Annotated in this window: 21 protein-coding genes, 1 tRNA gene, 1 pseudogene and 1 riboswitch; of the genes and pseudogenes, 7 read left to right on the top strand and 16 right to left on the bottom strand. The window is 66.8% G+C overall.

What is annotated here, in order from left to right; translation table 11 throughout:
• Positions 1 to 36 precede the first annotated feature (36 nt).
• On the top strand, positions 37 to 360 hold the full coding sequence (locus GBA63_RS03295) for an antibiotic biosynthesis monooxygenase family protein (protein WP_166173458.1): 324 nt from the start codon (positions 37 to 39) through the stop codon (positions 358 to 360).
• Between the two features lie 486 nt (positions 361 to 846).
• On the opposite strand, the gene GBA63_RS03290 is transcribed toward GBA63_RS03295, so the two are convergent.
• Positions 847 to 2091 (bottom strand): competence/damage-inducible protein A, encoded by a 1245-nt coding sequence (locus GBA63_RS03290; protein ID WP_207957050.1) that lies wholly within the window; start codon positions 2089 to 2091, stop codon positions 847 to 849.
• 56 nt (positions 2092 to 2147) lie between these two features.
• Between GBA63_RS03290 and yqeK the strand changes: the two genes are divergently transcribed.
• Complete coding sequence (gene yqeK, locus GBA63_RS03285) at positions 2148 to 2729, top strand: bis(5'-nucleosyl)-tetraphosphatase (symmetrical) YqeK (RefSeq protein WP_166173454.1); 582 nt, start codon at positions 2148 to 2150, stop codon at positions 2727 to 2729.
• Here yqeK and GBA63_RS03280 read toward each other — a convergent pair.
• The 4 genes and pseudogenes from GBA63_RS03280 to dut all read right to left on the bottom strand — a co-directional run bounded on the left by GBA63_RS03280 (position 2703) and on the right by dut (position 4908).
• Positions 2703 to 3266, bottom strand: coding sequence for a metal-dependent hydrolase (locus GBA63_RS03280; RefSeq protein WP_166173452.1), 564 nt, complete (start codon positions 3264 to 3266; stop codon positions 2703 to 2705). The genes yqeK and GBA63_RS03280 overlap by 27 nt on opposite strands.
• Before the next feature lie 45 nt (positions 3267 to 3311).
• Positions 3312 to 3680 carry a hypothetical protein gene (locus tag GBA63_RS03275; protein WP_166173450.1) on the bottom strand — a complete coding sequence of 123 codons (369 nt, stop codon included), beginning with the start codon at positions 3678 to 3680 and terminating at the stop codon, positions 3312 to 3314.
• A gap of 144 nt (positions 3681 to 3824) precedes the next feature.
• Positions 3825 to 4337: pseudogene (locus tag GBA63_RS03270) on the bottom strand (DUF1990 family protein); the annotation flags it as partial.
• A gap of 73 nt (positions 4338 to 4410) precedes the next feature.
• The gene (dut, locus tag GBA63_RS03265) at positions 4411 to 4908 is read right to left on the bottom strand and encodes a dUTP diphosphatase (RefSeq protein WP_166173448.1); all 498 of its coding nucleotides are present in this window, start codon (positions 4906 to 4908) and stop codon (positions 4411 to 4413) included.
• 166 nt (positions 4909 to 5074) lie between these two features.
• Here dut and metG point away from each other — a divergent pair, with 166 nt between their 5' ends.
• Positions 5075 to 6793, top strand: coding sequence for a methionine--tRNA ligase (metG, locus tag GBA63_RS03260; protein WP_228282282.1), 1719 nt, complete (start codon positions 5075 to 5077; stop codon positions 6791 to 6793).
• 21 nt (positions 6794 to 6814) lie between these two features.
• On the opposite strand, the gene GBA63_RS03255 is transcribed toward metG, so the two are convergent.
• From GBA63_RS03255 to GBA63_RS03210, 10 genes are all read right to left on the bottom strand, one after another.
• On the bottom strand, positions 6815 to 7981 hold the full coding sequence (locus GBA63_RS03255; RefSeq protein ID WP_166173444.1) for an MFS transporter: 1167 nt from the start codon (positions 7979 to 7981) through the stop codon (positions 6815 to 6817).
• 13 nt (positions 7982 to 7994) lie between these two features.
• Positions 7995 to 8354 carry a rhodanese-like domain-containing protein gene (locus tag GBA63_RS03250; RefSeq protein WP_207957049.1) on the bottom strand — a complete coding sequence of 120 codons (360 nt, stop codon included), beginning with the start codon at positions 8352 to 8354 and terminating at the stop codon, positions 7995 to 7997.
• A gap of 60 nt (positions 8355 to 8414) precedes the next feature.
• Positions 8415 to 9350 carry an FAD-dependent thymidylate synthase gene (thyX, locus tag GBA63_RS03245; protein ID WP_228282281.1) on the bottom strand — a complete coding sequence of 312 codons (936 nt, stop codon included), beginning with the start codon at positions 9348 to 9350 and terminating at the stop codon, positions 8415 to 8417.
• Between the two features lie 217 nt (positions 9351 to 9567).
• On the bottom strand, positions 9568 to 10413 hold the full coding sequence (locus GBA63_RS03240) for a sigma-70 family RNA polymerase sigma factor (RefSeq protein WP_166173440.1): 846 nt from the start codon (positions 10411 to 10413) through the stop codon (positions 9568 to 9570).
• Positions 10414 to 10587: 174 nt separating this feature from the next.
• Positions 10588 to 10857 (bottom strand): hypothetical protein, encoded by a 270-nt coding sequence (locus GBA63_RS03235; RefSeq protein ID WP_166173438.1) that lies wholly within the window; start codon positions 10855 to 10857, stop codon positions 10588 to 10590.
• Positions 10854 to 11069 (bottom strand): hypothetical protein, encoded by a 216-nt coding sequence (locus tag GBA63_RS03230; protein WP_166173436.1) that lies wholly within the window; start codon positions 11067 to 11069, stop codon positions 10854 to 10856. The genes GBA63_RS03235 and GBA63_RS03230 overlap by 4 nt, the downstream gene beginning before the upstream one ends.
• A 38-nt stretch (positions 11070 to 11107) precedes the next feature.
• Complete coding sequence (locus GBA63_RS03225) at positions 11108 to 11314, bottom strand: hypothetical protein (RefSeq protein ID WP_166173434.1); 207 nt, start codon at positions 11312 to 11314, stop codon at positions 11108 to 11110.
• Positions 11314 to 11910 (bottom strand): hypothetical protein, encoded by a 597-nt coding sequence (locus GBA63_RS03220; protein ID WP_166173432.1) that lies wholly within the window; start codon positions 11908 to 11910, stop codon positions 11314 to 11316. Before GBA63_RS03220 ends, GBA63_RS03225 begins: the two co-directional genes overlap by 1 nt.
• A gap of 75 nt (positions 11911 to 11985) precedes the next feature.
• A complete protein-coding gene (locus GBA63_RS03215; protein WP_166173430.1) occupies positions 11986 to 12558 on the bottom strand; it encodes a winged helix-turn-helix domain-containing protein in 573 nt (190 codons plus the stop codon).
• A gap of 107 nt (positions 12559 to 12665) precedes the next feature.
• A complete protein-coding gene (locus GBA63_RS03210) occupies positions 12666 to 13589 on the bottom strand; it encodes a hypothetical protein (RefSeq protein ID WP_166173428.1) in 924 nt (307 codons plus the stop codon).
• Positions 13590 to 13687: 98 nt separating this feature from the next.
• On the opposite strand from GBA63_RS03210, the gene GBA63_RS03205 reads away from it, so the two are divergent.
• The gene (locus GBA63_RS03205; RefSeq protein ID WP_166173426.1) at positions 13688 to 13948 is read left to right on the top strand and encodes a hypothetical protein; all 261 of its coding nucleotides are present in this window, start codon (positions 13688 to 13690) and stop codon (positions 13946 to 13948) included.
• Between the two features lie 130 nt (positions 13949 to 14078).
• On the opposite strand, the gene GBA63_RS03200 is transcribed toward GBA63_RS03205, so the two are convergent.
• Positions 14079 to 14582, bottom strand: coding sequence for a GNAT family N-acetyltransferase (locus GBA63_RS03200; protein WP_166173424.1), 504 nt, complete (start codon positions 14580 to 14582; stop codon positions 14079 to 14081).
• Between the two features lie 119 nt (positions 14583 to 14701).
• On the opposite strand from GBA63_RS03200, the gene GBA63_RS03195 reads away from it, so the two are divergent.
• The 3 genes from GBA63_RS03195 (at position 14702) to GBA63_RS03185 (ending at position 18113) form a co-directional block, all read left to right on the top strand.
• Complete coding sequence (locus tag GBA63_RS03195) at positions 14702 to 16033, top strand: HD domain-containing protein (protein WP_166173422.1); 1332 nt, start codon at positions 14702 to 14704, stop codon at positions 16031 to 16033.
• 372 nt (positions 16034 to 16405) lie between these two features.
• Positions 16406 to 16478 (top strand) — tRNA-Lys (locus GBA63_RS03190).
• Positions 16479 to 16680: 202 nt separating this feature from the next.
• A riboswitch (cyclic di-GMP riboswitch) is annotated at positions 16681 to 16760 on the top strand.
• Positions 16761 to 16778: 18 nt separating this feature from the next.
• Positions 16779 to 18113, top strand: coding sequence for a glycoside hydrolase family 5 protein (locus GBA63_RS03185; protein ID WP_166173420.1), 1335 nt, complete (start codon positions 16779 to 16781; stop codon positions 18111 to 18113).
• The last annotated feature ends 564 nt before the right edge of the window (positions 18114 to 18677 follow it).

Raw genomic sequence — 18677 nt, 5'->3', positions numbered from 1 at the left:
TCAGTACACTGATAAATTCGACATAGAGGAGCATACGTGGCCGAGATCTCGCAGAGTGGTAACGTCGTGACCCTGATCAACGTGTTCACCGTAAGGCCCGAAGATCAGCAGCCTTTGCTCGACCTGCTCGTGGAGGCGACCGAGTCGGTCATGAACCGGCGGCCGGGGTTCGTGTCGGCCAACTTGCACAAGAGCTTCGACGGCACCCGCGTCGTCAACTACGCCCAGTGGCGGAGCAAGGAGGCGTTCGAGGCGATGCTAGAAGACCCGGCAGCCGTGGGACACATGAGACAAGCCGCGGGGCTGGCGGAGAGTTTCGAGCCCCACCTTTACGAGGTCGCTTACGTGGACGAAGCGTAGGCAGAAGAAGAGCTGGCGTCCAAAACTCGATACCAAAAAAACGAGCCCCCGGAGAAGATCCGGGGGCCGTACCCATTTGAGCCTTGCGCAGGTATCCTTGTTTCTAGCACGTCCGCCTAAACAACCAGAGAGGCGGATTAGAGATAACCCAGGATCCCACATGGGATTTAGGTGGGGCTAGGTCAGAGCCACCTCTCCCAGAAGATACCCGCGGCTACTACTGCTCGATGCGTCTATCTGGATCACCTCCTCTCGCGTGCTTTCGACTAGCGAGGATTCTACTACCGCAATAGACACGCGGCAAGAGATGTTTTATAGCTTTCAGCTTTTAGCCGTCAGCTATCAGCTGAAACCTTTTGACGAAACCGTACTTCCTGCGCCACCGCACCGAGAGCAAGACTTTTGCAGGATGGAGTGCGCCTGCAAGACCGGGAGCTGAAGGCTGAGAGCGGAGGCCGCAGGCCGTAGCGGGCTGATTGCTGACAGCTATCTTCCTTCGATCCGGAGCCGCAGCAGGTCTAGCGCCCGGTTGGCGCTGCGCTCCCGGATGGAGGTGCGGGAACGGGCCCACGCCGTGAGGTCCACCTTCTCGGCGCGCGTTCCGTCAGCATCGGCCACACCGACGAAGACGAGGCCGACGGGCTTCTCCGGGGAGCCTCCGCCCGGTCCCGCGACGCCGGTGACGGAGAGGCCGTAGTCGGCGCCGGCGAGCTTGCGGGCGCCTTCGGCCATGGCGCGGGCGACGGGCTCGGAGACGGCTCCGTGCTCGACCAGTGTCTCCTTCGGGACGCCGAGCAGGCGTTCCTTGGACTCGTTGGAGTAGGTGACGAAGCCCTCCCCGAAATATTCCGAAGAGCCGGCGACGTCCGTGAGGCGTTTGGAGATCAGGCCCCCCGTGCAACTCTCAGCCAGCGCCACCGTTGCGCCCCGCTCCCGCAGGAGACGGCCTACGGAGCCTTCGAGCGTCTCCTCGTCTTCGCCGAAGAAAAACTCTCCGAGGCGGGCGAGGATCTCCTTTTCGACCGGCGCTATCTTCTGCTCGGCCTCGGCCTCCGTGGCCGCCCGGGTGGTGATGCGCAGCCGGACTCGTCCCTGGCCGGCGAGCGGCGCGACCGTTGGGTCGGCGGCGTCGAGGAAGTCCTGGACCTTCTCGGCGAGGGCCGATTCGCCGATGCCCGTGAAGTGCAGGGTCTTCGAGACGATCGAGCCGTCGCTGCGGGAGCTCACCAGGGGGGCGATCGTTTCCTCGAACATCCCCTTCATCTCCGAGGGAACGCCCGGTAGGGTGGCGAAGAGCGTTCCGTTCCACTCCACGAGGGCCCCCATCGCCGTGCCGAGCGGGTTGGGGATAAGCTTCGTGCCTTCGGGGAAGAGGGCCTGCTTGTAGTTCGACGGCGTCGGCTCCCGGCCGAACTTCGCGAACTTCTCGTCGACGTGGGCGCGGGCCTCGGGGTACTCGACCATCTCCCGGCCCGTGAGCAGGCCCAGGCACGCGTTTGTGAGGTCGTCGGAGGTGGGGCCGAGGCCGCCCGTCGTGACCACTAGGTCGGCCCTGGAGGCGGCGTCTTTGAGGGCCCCGACGATACGGTCGGTGTTATCGCCAACGGTCGTGTGGCGGTAGATGCCCACCCCGAGGGCGGCGAGCCTGTTGCTGATCCAGGCCGTGTTCGTGTCGACCAGGTCTCCGAGCAGCATCTCGGTCCCTATGGTTACTATCTCGGCGCTTCTCATGTCTCTCTGTCCATTCTGCATCCGTTTATTCTACAATCCGCCGGATGGAAGACCGTGTGAAGATCAACCCCGCAGAGGCCGCCGACGTCTTTGCCCGCGAACGCCTCTCGGCCAAACGCTACGGCCACACCCTACGGGTCGCCGACACGGCGGAGGACCTCGCGCGGGTCCACGGACTCGACCCCTACCGCGCGCGCCTCGCCGGCCTCCTGCACGACGCGGCCCGCGAGGTCACTTCGGAGGAGTTCCTGGATCTTGCCGAACGCTGGGGCCTGCCCATCGGAGAGCCGGAGCGGGAGAGCCCGAAGCTTTTGCACGGCCCGGTCGCCGCGGAGTTGGCCCGGCGGGAACTCGGCGTGAGAGATGAAGGGGTGCTCGACGCGGTCAGGGAGCACACTACGGGCCGGCCCGGGATGGGGTCCCTTTCGCTGGTCCTGTACGTCGCCGACAAGATAGAGCCGGCCAGGGACTACCCGAGCGTCGGGCGCTTGAGGGGCCTGGCCAGGGAGGACCTGCGCGCGGCGGCCGCCGAGTCCTTGCGGCGGTCTATCGCGCACAACGAGGAGCGCGGCCGTCCCACGCATCCCATGAGCATCGAGACGCTGGCCTGGCTAGACGAGGCCGAGGAGGGCGCGTAGCGACGGGTTGAGCTGCAGGATGGCGTAGAGCGCCGCCATCAAGGCCCCGAGGGCGACGGCGACCTCCACCGCGCCCCCGGACTTTATGCCCCCGGGCAGCAACCTGAAAGGCCGTCCCACCGGCCACAGAAGCGGCACGCCCCTCGTGTTCAGCGCGTCGGCGAAGACGTGCGAGGCGTAGCCGGCGACGAGGGCGAGGGAGAGGTTCGGGTAGTCAGCGAGGAAGAGGTAGACGGGCAGGGCGAAGAGGAGGGAGCCCAGGATCGAGTGCGTCAGCGTCCGGTGCCCGACCGTCCTGACGAGCACGAACGAGGTGGTCCGCAAGACCCAGCTAACGGGCCTGCTCAGGACGTTCAAGATGGGGTTCTTCGAGCGGCTGAGGCCGTTGCCCAGGGTGCTGCGGGGGTTGTCCACGTCGGGCAGCCAGGCCGCCGCCACGGCCGCCGGGTAGACGTAGGCGGGCGGGTCCGCCCCCGCTACGAGGGCGGCTCCGGCCAGGGCGGCGACCCCGAAGACGGCGTGCGTGGTCCCGTTCAATCCGGGGAGCAGTCTAGCAACTCGGAAGCGGGCGGGTGCCCCCTCTTACTTGGACCTGTCTATCCTCACCGTCTCGCAGCCGTAGTAGACAAGGTCCGTGGGGTCGGCGTAGACGAAGTCCCTGCCGTCGCCGCAGTAGATAGTATCCTTCTTGCCGTCGTTCGCGACGAGGTAGTCGTCGCCCTTGTTGCCCCGGATCTTGTCGTAGCCGCCATCCCCGTAGATGTCGTCGTCCCCGCCGCGGCCGGAGAGGCGGTCGTTGCCTCCGAGGCCCCTGATCAGGTCCGCCCTATCGGTACCGGAGATCTCGTCCGGGCCGGAGGTCCCTCTGAACCCATCCGCCAACGCCACCCCTCCGACCAGAAACACACCAACCAACATAACGACACAGGCCGCCATCAACTTACCCTTCATCGTTTCCTCCCCGGAAGACCGCTACAGGACCTTGCCAACACCCGGCATTGTAGAGAAGTAGCCCGGTAAGCGCATCATCCGAAAGGTGGACCGGTCGGCCCCCGCGTATGATTCGTCCGCCGCTCCCCCGTCGGGCCGTTCGCGCTAGCGCCCCGGCGCGCCTTCCCCTCCGGCGGCCCTGACCATCGCCCTCAGGGAGTCCCGCGCGAAGCGTCGCTGCAGCCCGCGGGCGAACGGGCGTCCCAGCCGCGCCAGGGGATGAGCGGGCCGGGAGAAGGCGTAGAGATCGTAGAAGATCGACCCGTCCTCGTGCCACTCGACGGTGAACCGCTCCTCGCCGCTCTCGCCGTGCTCCGGCAACGTCCCGTAGGCGAAGCCGCGCCTGCGGACCGGACCGTCGGCCTCGATCCCGTACACCACCCGGCTGAGGTTCAGCGACCAGAATCCGTAGTGCCGGGCCAGGACCCCGACCGTCGCTCCAACCTCGACGCGGGCGTCCTCCGGCAACAGACGCGCCCATCCCACGTCGAACATCTTCCAGGCAAACAGCGCCCCCACCGCCCGCCCGAAAACCTCCTCCCCCTCACCGAGCCTCACGCGGCTGTGGTCCACCGTATATCCAGGAACCCTCCCCGGCCCCTCCCGCGAAACCCCAACCTCCGCGTAAGAGAACGGCGCCCCCGCTGCCCGTCGAAAATACGGGAGACCTGTAGCTTTGACGGCTCACGAATCAAAAACACGGAGTCCCACCCAAACCAGGCCGAAAGCTGATAGCTACTCCCCGAAGATCCGAAGCCGCCCGCCCCCTGCCGTCCGTCCCGGCTTCGAGGAACTCGACCTCTTCGAAGGTCGCACCCGCGGCCCGGACGAGGACGAGTTGGGCGATCCTCATCCCCGGCTCCACCCGGAAAGCCTTCCCGCGGTCGTGGTTGATGAGGGGGACCAGGATCTCCCCCCTGTACCCCGAGTCTATGAGCCCGGGAGCGTTGACCAGCGAGATGCCATGCTTCACCGCGAGCCCGCTCCTCGGCAACACGAGCCCGGCGTAACCTTCTGGTATGGCGATCGAGATGCCCGTCCCGACGAGGGCGCGTCCCCCCGGACGGAGCTGTGCCCCCTCGACCGAGCGCAGGTCGTACCCGGCGTCCCCGGCGTGCGCCCTCTCAGGCGCGCCGGCCTCCGGCAGAAGACGGCGAAAAGCGACGCGGAGAGTACGCTCGGGGCTCATACGGAGCGTGATCTTAGCAGAAGGCTTCAGGTTTCAGGCTTCGGCTTTCAGGTAGAACCCAGGGCCGAACGGGGCACGAAGGCGGAAGGCCGAAGGCCGCAAGCCGGGCGACCTGACACCTGATGCCCGAAGCCTGAAACCTACAACGAAGTGCTATTCTTTGCCCATGAGCGAAAATAGACGACGTTATCTCGTGACTTCCGCGTTGCCGTACGCCAACGGGCCCCTGCACGTGGGCCAGATCGTGGGCGCATACCTGCCCGCCGACGCCTTCGTGCGCTACTTGAGGATGCGCGGGGAGGACGTGGTCTACGTCTGCGGCACCGACGACCACGGGGTGCCCATAACGCTCAGGGCCGAGCGGGAGGGGAAGGACCCGAAAGAGGTAGTGGACTACTGGTGGACGCACATGAACGAGACGTTCGGGCGCCTGGGCATCTCCTTCGACAACTTCTCGCAGACCTCCACCGAGGTGCACGCGAAGAACACGCAGCTCTTCTACCGCAAGCTCAAGGAAGGCGGCTACGTCTCCGAGGCCGAGAGCAAGCAGATGTACAGCCCGACCGAGGGGCGCTTCCTGCCCGACCGCTACGTCGAGGGCACGTGCCCGGTGTGCGGCTACAAGGAGGCGCGGGGAGACCAGTGCGACAACTGCGGCTCGTGGTACGAGGCCTACGAGCTCATAGAGCCCCACTCCAAGGTCACCGGCGGCCCGGTGGAGGTCCGCGAGACCACGCACCTCTACCTCGACCTCCCCAGGTTCTCCGACAGGCTCAGGGAGTACGTGGGCAGCCAGAAACACTGGCGATCTTCCGTCAAGAACTTCATCCTCGGCATCATCGACGGCGGGCTGGAGAAGCGCCCGATCACGCGCGACATCCAGTGGGGCGTCCCGGTACCCGAGCCCGGGTTCGAGGACAAGCGCTTCTACGTGTGGTTCGACGCCTGCATAGGCTACGTCTCCTCGACGGCGGAGTGGGCCGAGAGGGAGGGGGACCCCGACCGCTGGCGCGAGTACTGGCAGGAGCCGGGGACGAAGCTCTATCACTTTATCGGCAAGGACAACACCGTCTTTCACACCACGATGTGGCCGGCCCAGCTCATGGGCGTCGGCGAGAGCGGCGAGGAGCCCTTCATCCTGCCCCACGACGTGCCAGCCAACGAGTTCATGAACCTGGAAGTGGTGGTGGACGGCGAGCGGCGGGCGATGCAGATGTCGACCAGCCGCAACCTGGCCGTGTGGGTACACGAGGCGCTCGACCGCTTCCCGGCTGACCCCTTGCGTTTCTACCTCGCCTCCAACCTGCCCGAGACCGGCGACGTGGTCTTCTCCTGGCGCGACTTCGGGAGCCGGGTGAACTCCGACCTGATCGGCAACCTCGGCAACTACATAAACCGCGTTCTCTCCTTTACCGAGAAGTACGCCGACGGCGAGGCCCTGCGTCCGGCCTCCCTGCCGGACGCAGCCCGCGACGTCATCGAGGATTTCAAGGAGCTCGAGAGGCGCTACGAGGAGCGGATGCTGGCCCCCAAACCGCGCGAGGCGCTTTACGAGCTTCTCGCCATGGGCCGCCGCGCCAACCGGTTCTTCGACGCCTCGGCTCCGTGGAAGACCCGCAAGGAAGACCCTGAGCTCACCCGGACGACCCTCTACGTCTGCTCCGTCCTGCTCGGCTCCATCGCCTACCACGCCGCCCCGTACGTCCCCGAAGCCGTCGGACGGCTACAGGAGTTCTTCGAAGGACCGGTGGCCCGTGTCCTGGATCTCGAAGAGTTGCCTGAGGGCTACCGCTCGACCGGGGCGAAGCCGCTATTCAAGAGGATCGAGAACGAGGAAGTTTTTGCCGCGGAGGAGGAACTCTCCCGCAGGATGCGCGGGGAGTAGCATCTCCTCGCGGGGCCGTCGTCAGCCCGCCTGTTTCGGCCTGACCTTGGCGACGGGAACCCGGTAGCCGAGGCCGGCTATTACCAGCCCGGCCGCCGCTATGGTGAGGAGGGCCGTCCTCAAGCCCACCAGTTCCGCGAGTCCGCCCACGACGACGGGACCGAGCAGGAAGCCGCCGTACCCCATCGTGGTGATGACGGAGATGGCGGCGCCGGCCCGGTCGGGCGCGAGGTCGCCCGCGACGGAGAACGCTATGGGCGCGACGCCCGAGAGCGAGAGGCCGACCACCAGGAAGCCGGCGACCACCAGCAAGGGCTCGCGGGTGGCGAGGGCGAGGACCATCCCGGCGGCCGTAAACGAGCCGGCCCAGATCAGGGTCCCCCGGTTCCCAATGAGGCGCACCACCCCCGCGGTCCCGAGCCTGCCGACGGCCATGGCCGCGTAGAACACGGCGACCCCGGACCCGCCGAGAAGCGCCGGCAGCCCTAGAGTGTCGCGCAGGTAGAGGCCCGACCAGTGCTCCATCTCCCCCTCCGAGCCGAGCCCGAGCAGCGCGATCCCACCGACGAGCAGCAGCGGCAGGTGCCGATACAGCCCGTAACGCCCCCCCTCTTCATCCCTCCCTGGCGTGTTCCGCGTACCCGCGGGGAACCGGGTCGCCGCGAACGCCACGAGCAGAACGGCTAGCGGGAGGAGCAGGCCCAGGTAGACGAGCCTGTAGTCGGCGCCGGCCTGGACCAGCACGCCGGCCGCTACCGCACCGAGGGTCGCCCCGGCGGAGAAGGCCGCGTGCAGGAGCGTCATGAAGCGGCGGCCCGACGTCTGCTCCAGGTCCACGGCGGCCGAGTTGATGCCGACGTCGTAGAGCCCCGATGCAGAGTAGAGCACGACCAGCGTCAAGAGCAGGGCCACGTAGCCCCCCGAGAGGGCGAGGCCCGAGATCCCGAACCCCATCACGACTCCCGAAACGAGAAGAAACGCCCTTCTTCCCAGCCGGTCTGCCGTCCAACCGAGGGCGGCCATCGCGACTATGGAAGCCCCGGCGCCTACGAATAATGCGAACCCGAGCGGGCCCGGCGAGAGCGAGAGGGCGCGGGTCAGGTCCGTGAGCAGGACCGCGAAGACGCCCCAGAAGAGCCCGAAGAAGCCGAAGGCTCCCAGCCCGACGGCCAGGAGCCCGCGCGGCATGCCGTCGGGCTGGCTACTCGACCTCGTAGCCCTTTTCCTTCCAGTCTTTTATGCCGCCCTCCATGTTGGCGACGTTGGTGTAGCCCATCTCTTTGAGGCTCTTGGCCGCCAGGGAGCCCCTCCCGCCGAGGGCGCAGTGGACCACGATGCGGGCGTCCTTGTCAGGAAGCTCTTCGGCCGCCTTGTACTCGAGCAGGCCCCGTGGCAGCGGCTTCGCGCCGGGGATGTGCCCGGCCTCGTACTCGTCCGGCTCGCGCACGTCGACCACCGTGACGCCCCCGCCGGAGCGGAGCTCCTCGCGCACCGCCTCGACGTCCGTCCCTTCGGTCTCGGCCCTCGCCTCCGAGACCAGCTCCTCGTAGCTCTTCGCCACAACGCTCCTCCCTCTCGCATCGCACGTCAAGGTCCGAATGTTAGCAGCCGTCGGGAGCAGCTATGCCTTTCTGTTGCGGGTCGAGACCGTAACCGTGCCGTCCGGGAGGTCTCCGAGCTCGTAGTCGCCGAAGAGGATCGGGTCGGCCGTCCTCAGGCAGAGAAAGAGACGCAGGGCGAGGCCCCGGATCTCGCTCTCCGCGTGCGCGTCCGCCCGCATCTCGATGATGTGCCTCAGAGCCCTTACGTTGCCCGTAAAGACCATCGGCGCCTCGGTCTCGTTGGGCAACAGCGACCGCGCCGTCTGCTGCACCTTCTTGCGGGCGTCCGTCTTCTGGTCGGCGGAGAGCATCGCGTGCCCCTCCCCCTGCCGCCCGAGCAACCGCTGTGCCATCTCCTCGTACCCGGCCGCGGCCCCGTCGGCCCGCTCCTCGAAGAGCCGGTGCAACTCCTCGTCCTCCTGGTACTCGGGCCGCTCCACGAAGCGCAGGACGCTCCCCGACACGTAGCGTTGCGAGATCTGCGAGAAAGCCGCCCCAGCCCTGTGCCGCACCAGCTCGTGGGTAACGCTGCGGCTTATCCCGTAGAGCACGAAGCTGAAGCTCGCGTGCTCCAGAACAGAACCGTGTCCCGCGGAGGTCAACCGCTCGAAGTACGCGCCGGCGTTCTCGTTCGTCGTGCGCCTCGGACCGAACGACGCGTAGCAGAGCTGGCCCGCCGTCTTGCAGAGCTGGGAGGAATCCGGAAGCTCCGTCGGGTCTTCGAGGTACTCCGGGAAGCGAAGCTCGGGGTCGAAGCCCTCGAGAAAACCTCCGAGCCCCGCGACGTTGGTCTGCGGCTTCGTAAGGACGACGACGCCAGGCCTCTTGAGATAGGCCGTACCCGATGCGGTGTGGTAGACGGGCGAGTGGATGGCCGGAAAACCATCCCGGACGACCCCGCCCATCTCCCCAAAAAGCTCTGCTGCGCGCGCGGCGTTCCGCTCGGTAGTCTCCAATGGGCTCCCTTCTGTTACGAACTGGGAACAGGGTAGCCCATCGACGGCGGATTAGCTCGTCATCCGGTCAGCATTTCAGCTCGTCAGCACCTCAACAAGAAGCTGACGAGCTGAAAGCGAGGGCCTGCTAAGGCCCTAAGCGTGCTGAGAGGCGCGAAGCGCCGCGCTGAGAGCGGAGCCCGAAGGGCGTAGCGTGCTCGCCGGCGAAGCCGGCGCGCTACACGGCCTCCGAGAGGGCGCGGCGAAGGGTGCCGGCGTAGCGGCCGGTTCGGATGGTCCTGAGCGCCTTCATCTCGACCTGCCTGGCACGTTCCTGGCTTATGCCGAGGACTTCGGAGACCTCGCGGAGGGTGCGGGTCTCGCTGCCGTCGAGGCCGTGGCGCATCTGGATGACCTTCGCCTCGCGCTCGGGCAGGGACCTCACGGCCTCGACGAGCGTCCGCTCCCACTGGCCGACCTCGACGCGGGCGTAGTCTTCGCCGCTCCTCTCGTCGGGTAGGAGCTCGCCCATCTCGGAGCCGTCCTCCGAGCCCATCTTCGCGTGGATGCTGGAGATCGGCTGCCCCACCTCGCGCAGGCGGCGGGCCTCCTGGGGCTTCACGTCGAGCCTGTCTGCGAGTTCCTCTTCCGTGGCGTCGCGGCCGAGCTCCAGGCTGAGCGAGTTCTCGGCGCGGCGCAGGCGATAGAGGGCGTCGACGACGTGGGCCGGGAGGCGGACCGTGCGCGCGCTGTCCGCGACGGCGCGGGTGACGGCCTGACGGATCCACCACGTCGCGTAGGTCGAGAAGCGGTTGCCCATCTCCGGGTCGAACTTCTCGACCGCGCGAATCAGGCCGGCGTTCCCCTCCTGGATCAGGTCCTCGAATAGCACGCCCCTCCCCCTGTACTTCTTGGCGATGGAGATAACGAGCCTGAGGTTGCACTCGATGAGCCGCCTTCGCGCCAACTCGTCGCCCTCGCGCGCGCGACGGCTGAGCTCCTTCTCCTCCCGCGCGTCGAGCAACCTGCCGTCCCTGATCCTACCGAGGTACTGCGTGAGAACGTCCTGCGCCGCCTGTGTCATCTCTTCTCCCTTTGTAGCTGTTAGCTGTCAGCTTTCAGCCGTCAGCTTCTCTCCACGTTGCTCTACCGCCCGAGCCTGCGCTTTGGCCAACCCTGCTCACCCAGAGAAGGAACCGATACCCGGACAAGGTTCACACCCCGGGTCGCCGCTGATCGCTGAAAGCTGACAGCTCCTTCACGCCGCCGGGTACGAGCCGCCGGCCCTCGGCCCCGCGTGCGTGACGAAGCGGTCGAGCACGCGGTCGTCGAGGCTTGATGTGATCCGCCAACTCCTGCCGCACCCGCACTCGAACCCGAGCCGGCGACGCTCGCCGGCCTCGGCCAGCGCCTCTTCCTTGAACGAACGCAGGCAGCACGCCGGCAACCCCCGCACGTAGATCTCTCCCTCCACGTCGCCCGCCGGCGCGAGCGTCGTGTCCGGCCTGAGGGCGCTCTTTCTCCTCACGCCGCTCCTTTCCGCTTGCGAACCTTCACCGACAGCCCGAAGACCCCGACGAGACGCCCGGCGTCCGCCCCGAGCTCCCGCCAGAAGGCCGATAGAAGGCCCGCGGTCCCCCGCGCCCCGGACGACCGCGGCCGTCGCAGCGACCGGACCTCCCGCGCCACCTCTTCCCGGTGCAGCCTCGCGAGCCGGGGGTCGTTCCCCATCCCGTGCAACTTCGGACCTCCCCGTCCTCCGCGTCTTCATAGGTCTCCTACGCCGCGCCTCTCTGCTCTTCGTCCCCGCGCATGAACGCGTCGTGCTCGGGCTCCACGGGTAACGGCTTGCGCCACATCGCCCCGCAGCCGGGGCACTCGAACGAGTCTTCGTGGGACCGCGCGGTGCGGGCGCAGCAGGCGGGGAGGTCGGCCTCGTAGACGACCTCCTCACCCAGAGCCGCGATCCAGGCGAAGCCTCGCACTAAGCGGCCCTCCCGGAGAGGCGGCCGATCCACTCGCTCGCCTCCTCGCGCGTGAGCTCCCCTATGGGCTTGCCCACCATCTCTTCGAACTTCCCGATGCCGTCCTCGACCACGTCGGAGACGAGGGCCTCCAGGTAGTTGAGCTGCTTGCGCGTGGCCGGCAACTCTCCCCTGTTCTCCTCGCGCGCCGCCTGACGCCCGCCCTGGCCGGAGGCGGCCTCCTCCTTGGAGAAGGACGCGGCCGGATACCTCTCCCCGGGCGCCTCCTCCCCGCCGAGCTCCTCGAAGGCGGTAACGCCAACGTTGATAGCGTCCCGCAAAGCCCGCGCCTTGGCCCGCGTCTCGGCCATCCTGATGATGTGCGGCGCGATCTGACGCCCCACGTTCTGCGGGCTCGCGTCACCAATGCCCGCGAACTTGCCGTCCTCCATCCGGACCACGGCCTTGACTATCGCCGCCTGGCCGTTCTCGGCCGTCGGCACCTGCAACAGCTCCGTCTCGATGCTCCTGAGTCCCCTGCTGTGGGCCTCTTCCAAAAGACCCGCGTACAGGACGAAACGCTTGCCCTGACGCTCGATCATGTACTCCTCACGCACGGCTGTACCTCCTCCGGTGCCGTTCACCGTCGCTACCTTCACTGAACCTAGTGAGACTGAAAGCAAAAAAGGACACTAGGCGATCCTCTCGTAGGCGTACTGGCGGCCACCGGGGGCGGCCGTCTCGGTTCTGCGGTGTATGAGGCCCAGTTTGGCGAGCCTCGTCGCCCGGTTGTTGCAGGCGGTGTTATTGAGCCCGAGCTTCGCGGCGAGGGCCGTGTTCGTGATCGAACCGGCGTCGTAGATCGCGTTCAGGGTGTCGACGAGGTGGTCGGGCACCTTGCCGACGATGGCCGGCTCCGCACCCACCTCGTCCACCCGGATCATGGCGAGCGACCGCTGCATCAAGGACGCCTCGACGTTCTCCAGAAGATCCCGGTCCTCCTCGACCAGCACGAGATGCCGCTCCCCGTACTCCCCGCTCGCCACCCTGGACGCCAGTATCCCGAGCGCCTCGTCGGCGAAAGAGTAGTCCATGAGCTCGACCCCGCGGGTGTCCACGTACAACGTGCCACCCTTCGGGAGATCCGTCAGAGCCTCCTCGAGCGCGGCCCGCACCGACCGGCCCGTCCGGCGCGTGACCATCAGCTTGCCCCCGAAGTCGCCGCCGGCCACCTCGAAGGTCCGCCGCGCCCGCTCCTCAGGCACCGTGCCCGTCCTCACTGTCGTCAGTGAAATCATATGAGAGGATTGTACCGGCCGGGGTGGGAGAAGTCAACGGTGTTTTGGGGCTTTCAGCCATCAGCTTTCAGCTCTCAGCCTTTTGTTTCTTGCTGACTGCTGACAGCTGTTCTCGGCAGGGAGACGCGGACGAAGGTGCCTGGGAACTGGGGGACGTTGCGGGAGTTCTTGCGGCTCTCGTAGACGGTTACACGGCCCTTGCCGGAGCGGAGGGAGAGGGAGCCCCCGGAGCGGGCTGCGATGCCGGCTACGAGGGCGAGTCCTCCGCCGCGTCCGATCTCACCGGTTCCGGAGACGCCCATCTCGAGGGCGTGGCGCAGGGCGTCGTTGTCTGTGGCGGTCTCCTCGGCGTACTTCGGGTTGCGAGACAGGGTCTCGCGCACGCCCACCCCCCCGTCGGCGATGGCTATAAGGACCTCCTCCCCGCGGCGGCGGGAGCCGCTGACGATGTGGTGGTAGGCCTGGACGGCAGCGTAGGCGCCGAAAGAGGAGACGCCGTGCTCGGCGGCGTTCGCGCAGACCTCGGAGAGGGTGGAGCAGATCGCGACGCGTTCGCGCAGGCGGTATCCCTGGTTCTCCAGGATCTCGGAGATCCTGTGAATGATGCCCGGTATCTCCTCCTCGGTGTGGAAGTTGACGAGCTCCTGAAGCGTTCCGGGGTTGTGTCGACGGCGTTCCCCCAGGGATTCGAGGTCCGCGTTCGTGGTGATCCTATCTCCGAAAATCCTGAAGAAGTCCATCCGCTCCAGGTAAGCCGGCACGTCGCGCCTCGGAAGCGCGAGGCTGACGTCCTCGCACCGCTCGCACAGGTACTCCAAGAGCGCCGCCAGGCCGCAGAGACCCGCAGGCTCCACGAACTCGACCGTGCTCAAGTCGAGCGCCACCGGCCCCCCGTCCACCCCCGTGGCGGCAGCGAACGCGGGGTCGAGGCTGCCCATCGTGAGCACCCCGCTCATCGCGCCCCGGCTGCTGACGTTCAGTTCCAGCTGCGTCTTCATCGGTCTTATTGTAGCTGGTGACGCTACGGAGATGCACCTGGCATCGGGGATCGGCTATCCTGATCCCGTAGGGCCCGGGACAACAAGGATGGGCCCGCGTGGAAGGTCACAGCAAGGTGGAGAAGGCGCTGTTCTCACTGGCCGCGTTCGGCGCGTTGCTCGCCGTCTCGGCCCTAGCGCTCTTCGCCCTGGCTGGTTTCGGGCTCGCCTCCGACCTGTTGCGCTCCGCGGCCGGTGGCGTGCCCGGCCTGATCCCGGTAATGCTGCTGACGAGGTCCCCGCGAAGCGGCAGCGCATCGCCGCGCTGCTGTTGCTGGCCTCCGTCGTTGGCCCTCTCGTCTTCATGCTCGCGAAAATAGTCTTGCTCTTGCTGTCCACCGTCGTGGAGGAAGGAGGGGAAATCGGTTTCACCGTCAGCTTTCTCTCTTCGACGATGGGTGCGTCGGTAGCGCGTCTGCTCGGCATCAACCCTTCAGGACCGCGGGGCGTTCAGGATTCGCGCCGGCGTTCGTAGAAGAGCTCTGTGTAGCGGCGGTTGTCGTAGCGGCTGAGGAGGCTGCCGTCGCCGACCTGCGTGAAGCCGTTCTTCTCGAAGACGCGCTGCATGCGGTGGTTGTGGGAGAGCGTCGAGCCGCGGATGTTTTCGAGGCCCAAGGTGTCGAAGACGTACTCGACCAGGAGCTCGACGGCCTCGGTGGCGTATCCCCTGCCGCGGAGGGCGTCGGGCCCGATCTTGATGCCGAGCTCGCAGCCCCCCCTGCGGAAGTCGTAGAGGGTCGCCATGCCTATGGGACCACCTTCGGCTTCGATGATGAACGTCTTGACGGAGCGGTCCTCCCAGCGGGCCAGGTAGTCGCGACGGGCGGCGGAGAGGGAGACCCGTATCGGGGAGCGTCCGTTCCAGGCGGCGAGCTCGGGGTCGCGGTCCCAGGAGTAGGCCGCCTCCACGTCCGACTCGCGCGGCGGCCTGAGGAGGATCGACTCCCCGCTCAAAACCTGGACCTCTTCGGCGTGTATGGCTGCCCCCTTCTCGAAAAACAGAATGTTACACCCGTCGGGCGCGCGGGGCCATTTTGGTTAGAATGTGCTGGGCGAGTCAACCGGGGGCGTCTTTGAGCGGAACGGTCGGGGAGTTCTTCGGGGGCTCCGGAAGAAGAATCCGGGATGTGATCTGGGGCGACGTCCCCACGGACAGGTCGGTGAGGGCCCTGCTCGAGACCGACGCGATGCAACGCCTCAAAGGCCTGAGCCAGCTCGGCCTGACCTTCGCCGCCTTCCCCAGGGCCCGCCACACGCGCCTGGACCACGCCGTCGGCACCTATCACCTCGCGCGGCTCACCCTCAAGAGGATCGTGGACACCGGCGCCTACCTCGAAGATCGCGACGTGCAGGGCGCGTTGGCCGCCGCCCTCCTCCTCAACGCCGGCCGCTACCCTTACTCGGGCGCCGTGGAGGGGATAGCCCTGCCGGGAGCGCCCACTTTCAAAGAGTTGAGCCGGCGTTGGATCGAGCATACCGAGGTCGCCAAGGTCCTGCGCAACGACTGGGACCTCGAGCCCCACAACGTCTTCCGGCTCGTATCCCGTGGAGATACTCCTCCGCGCGGCCTCACCCCGACAGAGCACCTCCTGCGCGACATCCTCTTCGGCTCGCTCGACGTGGACGGCCTGGACCGGCTCGTGCGCGACGGGCGGGGGGCGAGGGTGCCCTTCGGCCTCGTCGAGGCGATGCCCCTGATCGAGAACCTGAGGATCGTCGGCCAGGAGAACCGGGCCGTCCTCTCCCTGGATGAGGAGAGCGCGGGATGCCTGCAGTCCCTCGTCTTTTCCAGGTACCTGATCCACCACAACGTCTACGGCCACCATGCCCTCCGCATCCCGACGGTGATGTTCCAACGCGCCGTCCAGGACGCCGTTCAGGACGAGATAGTTACCTTCGACAAGCTCTCCGAACAGGACGACGCGGGCGCCTTCGTGCTGCTGGAGGACTCGGCCGAGGCCGAGAGCTCCACGTCGGTCCTGATGAACCGCCTCGCCGAGCGAAAGCCCTACCACCTCGCCCTGCAGTTCGACGAGCGCCATCCGGGCTACGACCCCCTGATACGCCTCCGCGACGACGCCTCCTGGCGACGCCGGGTCGAGGAGGCCTGGTCCCGCTACCTCACCCGCTACCGCAAGGGCGTCGCCGGCCCCTTCGACATCCTCATAGACCTCCCCAGGCGCCAGGACTTCTCCGTCGACCTGCGCCTGATCCGCCACCTCCCCCTCCCCGGCGAACGCAACCCCGTCGGCTGGCGAAGCCTCTCCGGCATGTCCGGGGACGACCTTACCCGCTTCCACGCCCCCCTCCGCCGCGTAACCATAGCCACCGCGACCGAAAACCTCGCGACCTCGGTGAAACGCCACGCCGAAGAGCTCTTCACCATCGCAAGGGAAGTCGGATAAACAGCGTTTCAGCCTGTCAGCACGCTCCGGCCTTGCGGCCTCCGCTTTCGGCATCTCAGCATTTCAGAGGTTGCTCTGGCACCACCCGGGCGAGCAGAGGATTTCTGGTCCGGCTGAAGCGCTGAGAGCCGCCGAAGGCGGCGTGCTGACCGGCTGAAATGCTGACAGGCTGAACTGCTGACCAGCTCATAAAAAAAGGGCCGGCGTTCACAGAAGGGAAGCCCCTTTTCCGGCCCTTAGCGGCCCGTAGAAGAACCGCTAGGATGATACAAAGATTATAAACACACGGCCAGGGTCCGCGCAAGCCTCGACAACAAAACTTAACCTTCGACCCTGGCCATCCCGATCGGCGATGCTATAATCCCCGCGCACGGGCCGCTAGCTCAATTGGCAGAGCAAAAGACTCTTAATCTTTAGGTTCCAGGTTCGAGTCCTGGGCGGCTCACTCCAAGAATGCCCCGTCTTGCGGGCAGGACACGGCAGCGGGAAGAGCCCCCGGTGGACCGCCGGGGGCTCCCTACTGCAACGGGTGCTTTCGCCAGACCTTCTCGGTCCCACGGGCCGCTTCGCTGACCTGGCGCTTCGTCCATCTCGGACAAACCTCGCCGTCTTGACACCCCTTGTTCACATGTATACATTTGCCTCCTGCTGCGCAAGGGCGACCCCGTCGTGAGGCGGGCAGGCAAAGCCACGGGCCTATCCGCGGATAGGCGGCCGGGCCACCGAACAGAAGAGGGGGGAATAGGTGCGGTCCGTTGGCGATTCTTCGAGGGTGCCTGCCGTCGGAACCCTGAGCCGCAGGGGATTTATCAGGCGGCTGGCGCTTGCGGGGGCGGGGACGACCGCCCTGGGCGTCGTTGGCGGCGGTCCCTCGCGGGCGCACACGGGAGACCCGGAGCATGGTGGGTATCAGGATGCGGTCACCCACCTGGCCCTCGACGAGCTCAAGATCTTCACCTCCTGGCTACGGGGTGCCCGGGGCTACATAGGCGAGGTCGGCTTCCCGCAGAACACGACTAGGAGCCGCGAAGAGTTCGCCCCCGACGAGGAGCGGTGGGCCCGACTGGGCGAGGCGTGGTACTCCCACGCCGACGCGAAGGGCCTGTGGGTGACCGCGCAGGAGTGCTCGGAGCGCTACAACGATACCCACGACGGCGGCTACTTCGCCTCCCTGTGGATGAGCGTGGGCGAGGGGGCGGGCGGCCCCAACCCCATAGCCGTCGCAAAACCCGGCTACCAGGCCGCGCTCGTGAAGCGGCACCTGGACGTGCCAGGGGCGTGGCGCGGCGTCAACTTCTCGGGCGGGCAGCGGTGGGAAGAGGGCACCCACTCCAACAGGGCACCAGGCGTCTACGGCGAAGATTACTGGTACCCGACCGTCAACCCCACCCCCTCGGACCCGGCGGTCAACGGCGGGATGAACTCCTTCGGATACCTGCGCTCCGAGGGGGTGGGGATCGTCAGGATCGGGTTCCGGTGGGAGCGCCTGCAGCCGGTGCTCGGGGGCGGCCTGAAGACGGCCGAGCTCGCGCGGCTGAAGCGCTCGGTCCGCAACGCCGGGGCGGCGGGCCTCAAGGTCGTGCTCGACTGCCACAACTACGGCGGCTACTGGACGGCGGCCATCGGCGGCCACGACGGCACCGGCAAACAGGCCCTCAACTCCCCCCGCTGCACGGTGGGCCACTTCAGGGACCTGTGGAAAAGGCTCTCCGCCCAGTTCGGCTCGGACCCGACGGTCATCGTGTACGACCTGATGAACGAGCCCAACGGCAAGAAGGGCATCGTCCCGGCCCGCGGAAAGACCCAGGGCCAGACGTGGGAGGCGATCACCCGCTCCGTCGTCTCCGATATCCGCGGGCGCGGAGACAGGACCACGATCGCCGTCACCACCTACAGGGCCAGCGTGGACGAGTGCGTGGACCACCACCCCAACGGACCCTGGATCCCCACCAGCATACCCAACGTCCGCTACACGGCCCACCAGTACTTCGACTACTACTCGGGGTCCGGCACCGGCGGCGGCAACTACGTGCGCTCCTACGAGGACGAGAACGCCCACTACGCCGCGAAGGGTTACTAGAGCAGATTGCAGGGAGGTTGGACCTCCCTGCAATCGCCGTCAGCTTTCAGCGATCAGCTTTCGGCTGCCTTTTCTTTGGCCGATGGCTGACGGCCGATAGCCGATAGCCGATAGCCGATAGCCGATAGCCGATAGCGCGGGTTGCGGTGGTTCAATACCACCGCAACCCGCTTTAGAAGCGCCCGCCGTCGGACTCGGTGGCGACAGTGGTCTACCCAGAGCGCCAGGCCGGGACCAGGGAAAATGACCGGGAACGTGCCGTAACCTCCGGCCCACCCCTCGCAGGATCGGCCCGATCCCGGATTATAGTAACGTTAAGTTTTGTTAACCGGGGCTTGCGTGGCCGACGAGCCGCGCCGCGGACCTCCGCGTCGGCCCAACGATAAGGGCTGCCGGCATGTAAACGAGTAACGTCCGGGCAACCTGTCAGGAGAGGTTACTGCGACCGACCCGGTTCGAACTCCCGGTCTATGGGCATCAGACAATTACTCTTACAAGCGTTCAAGACAAGGGGCGACACGTTACCCGAGTGCGGGAAGATCTAAGCGGCTGAGATGCCGAAAG

It is taken from the genome of Rubrobacter tropicus, assembly GCF_011492945.1.
GTDB classification, from domain to species: domain Bacteria; phylum Actinomycetota; class Rubrobacteria; order Rubrobacterales; family Rubrobacteraceae; genus Rubrobacter_D; species Rubrobacter_D tropicus.
This window is presented reverse-complemented; position numbering and strand designations above follow the sequence as displayed.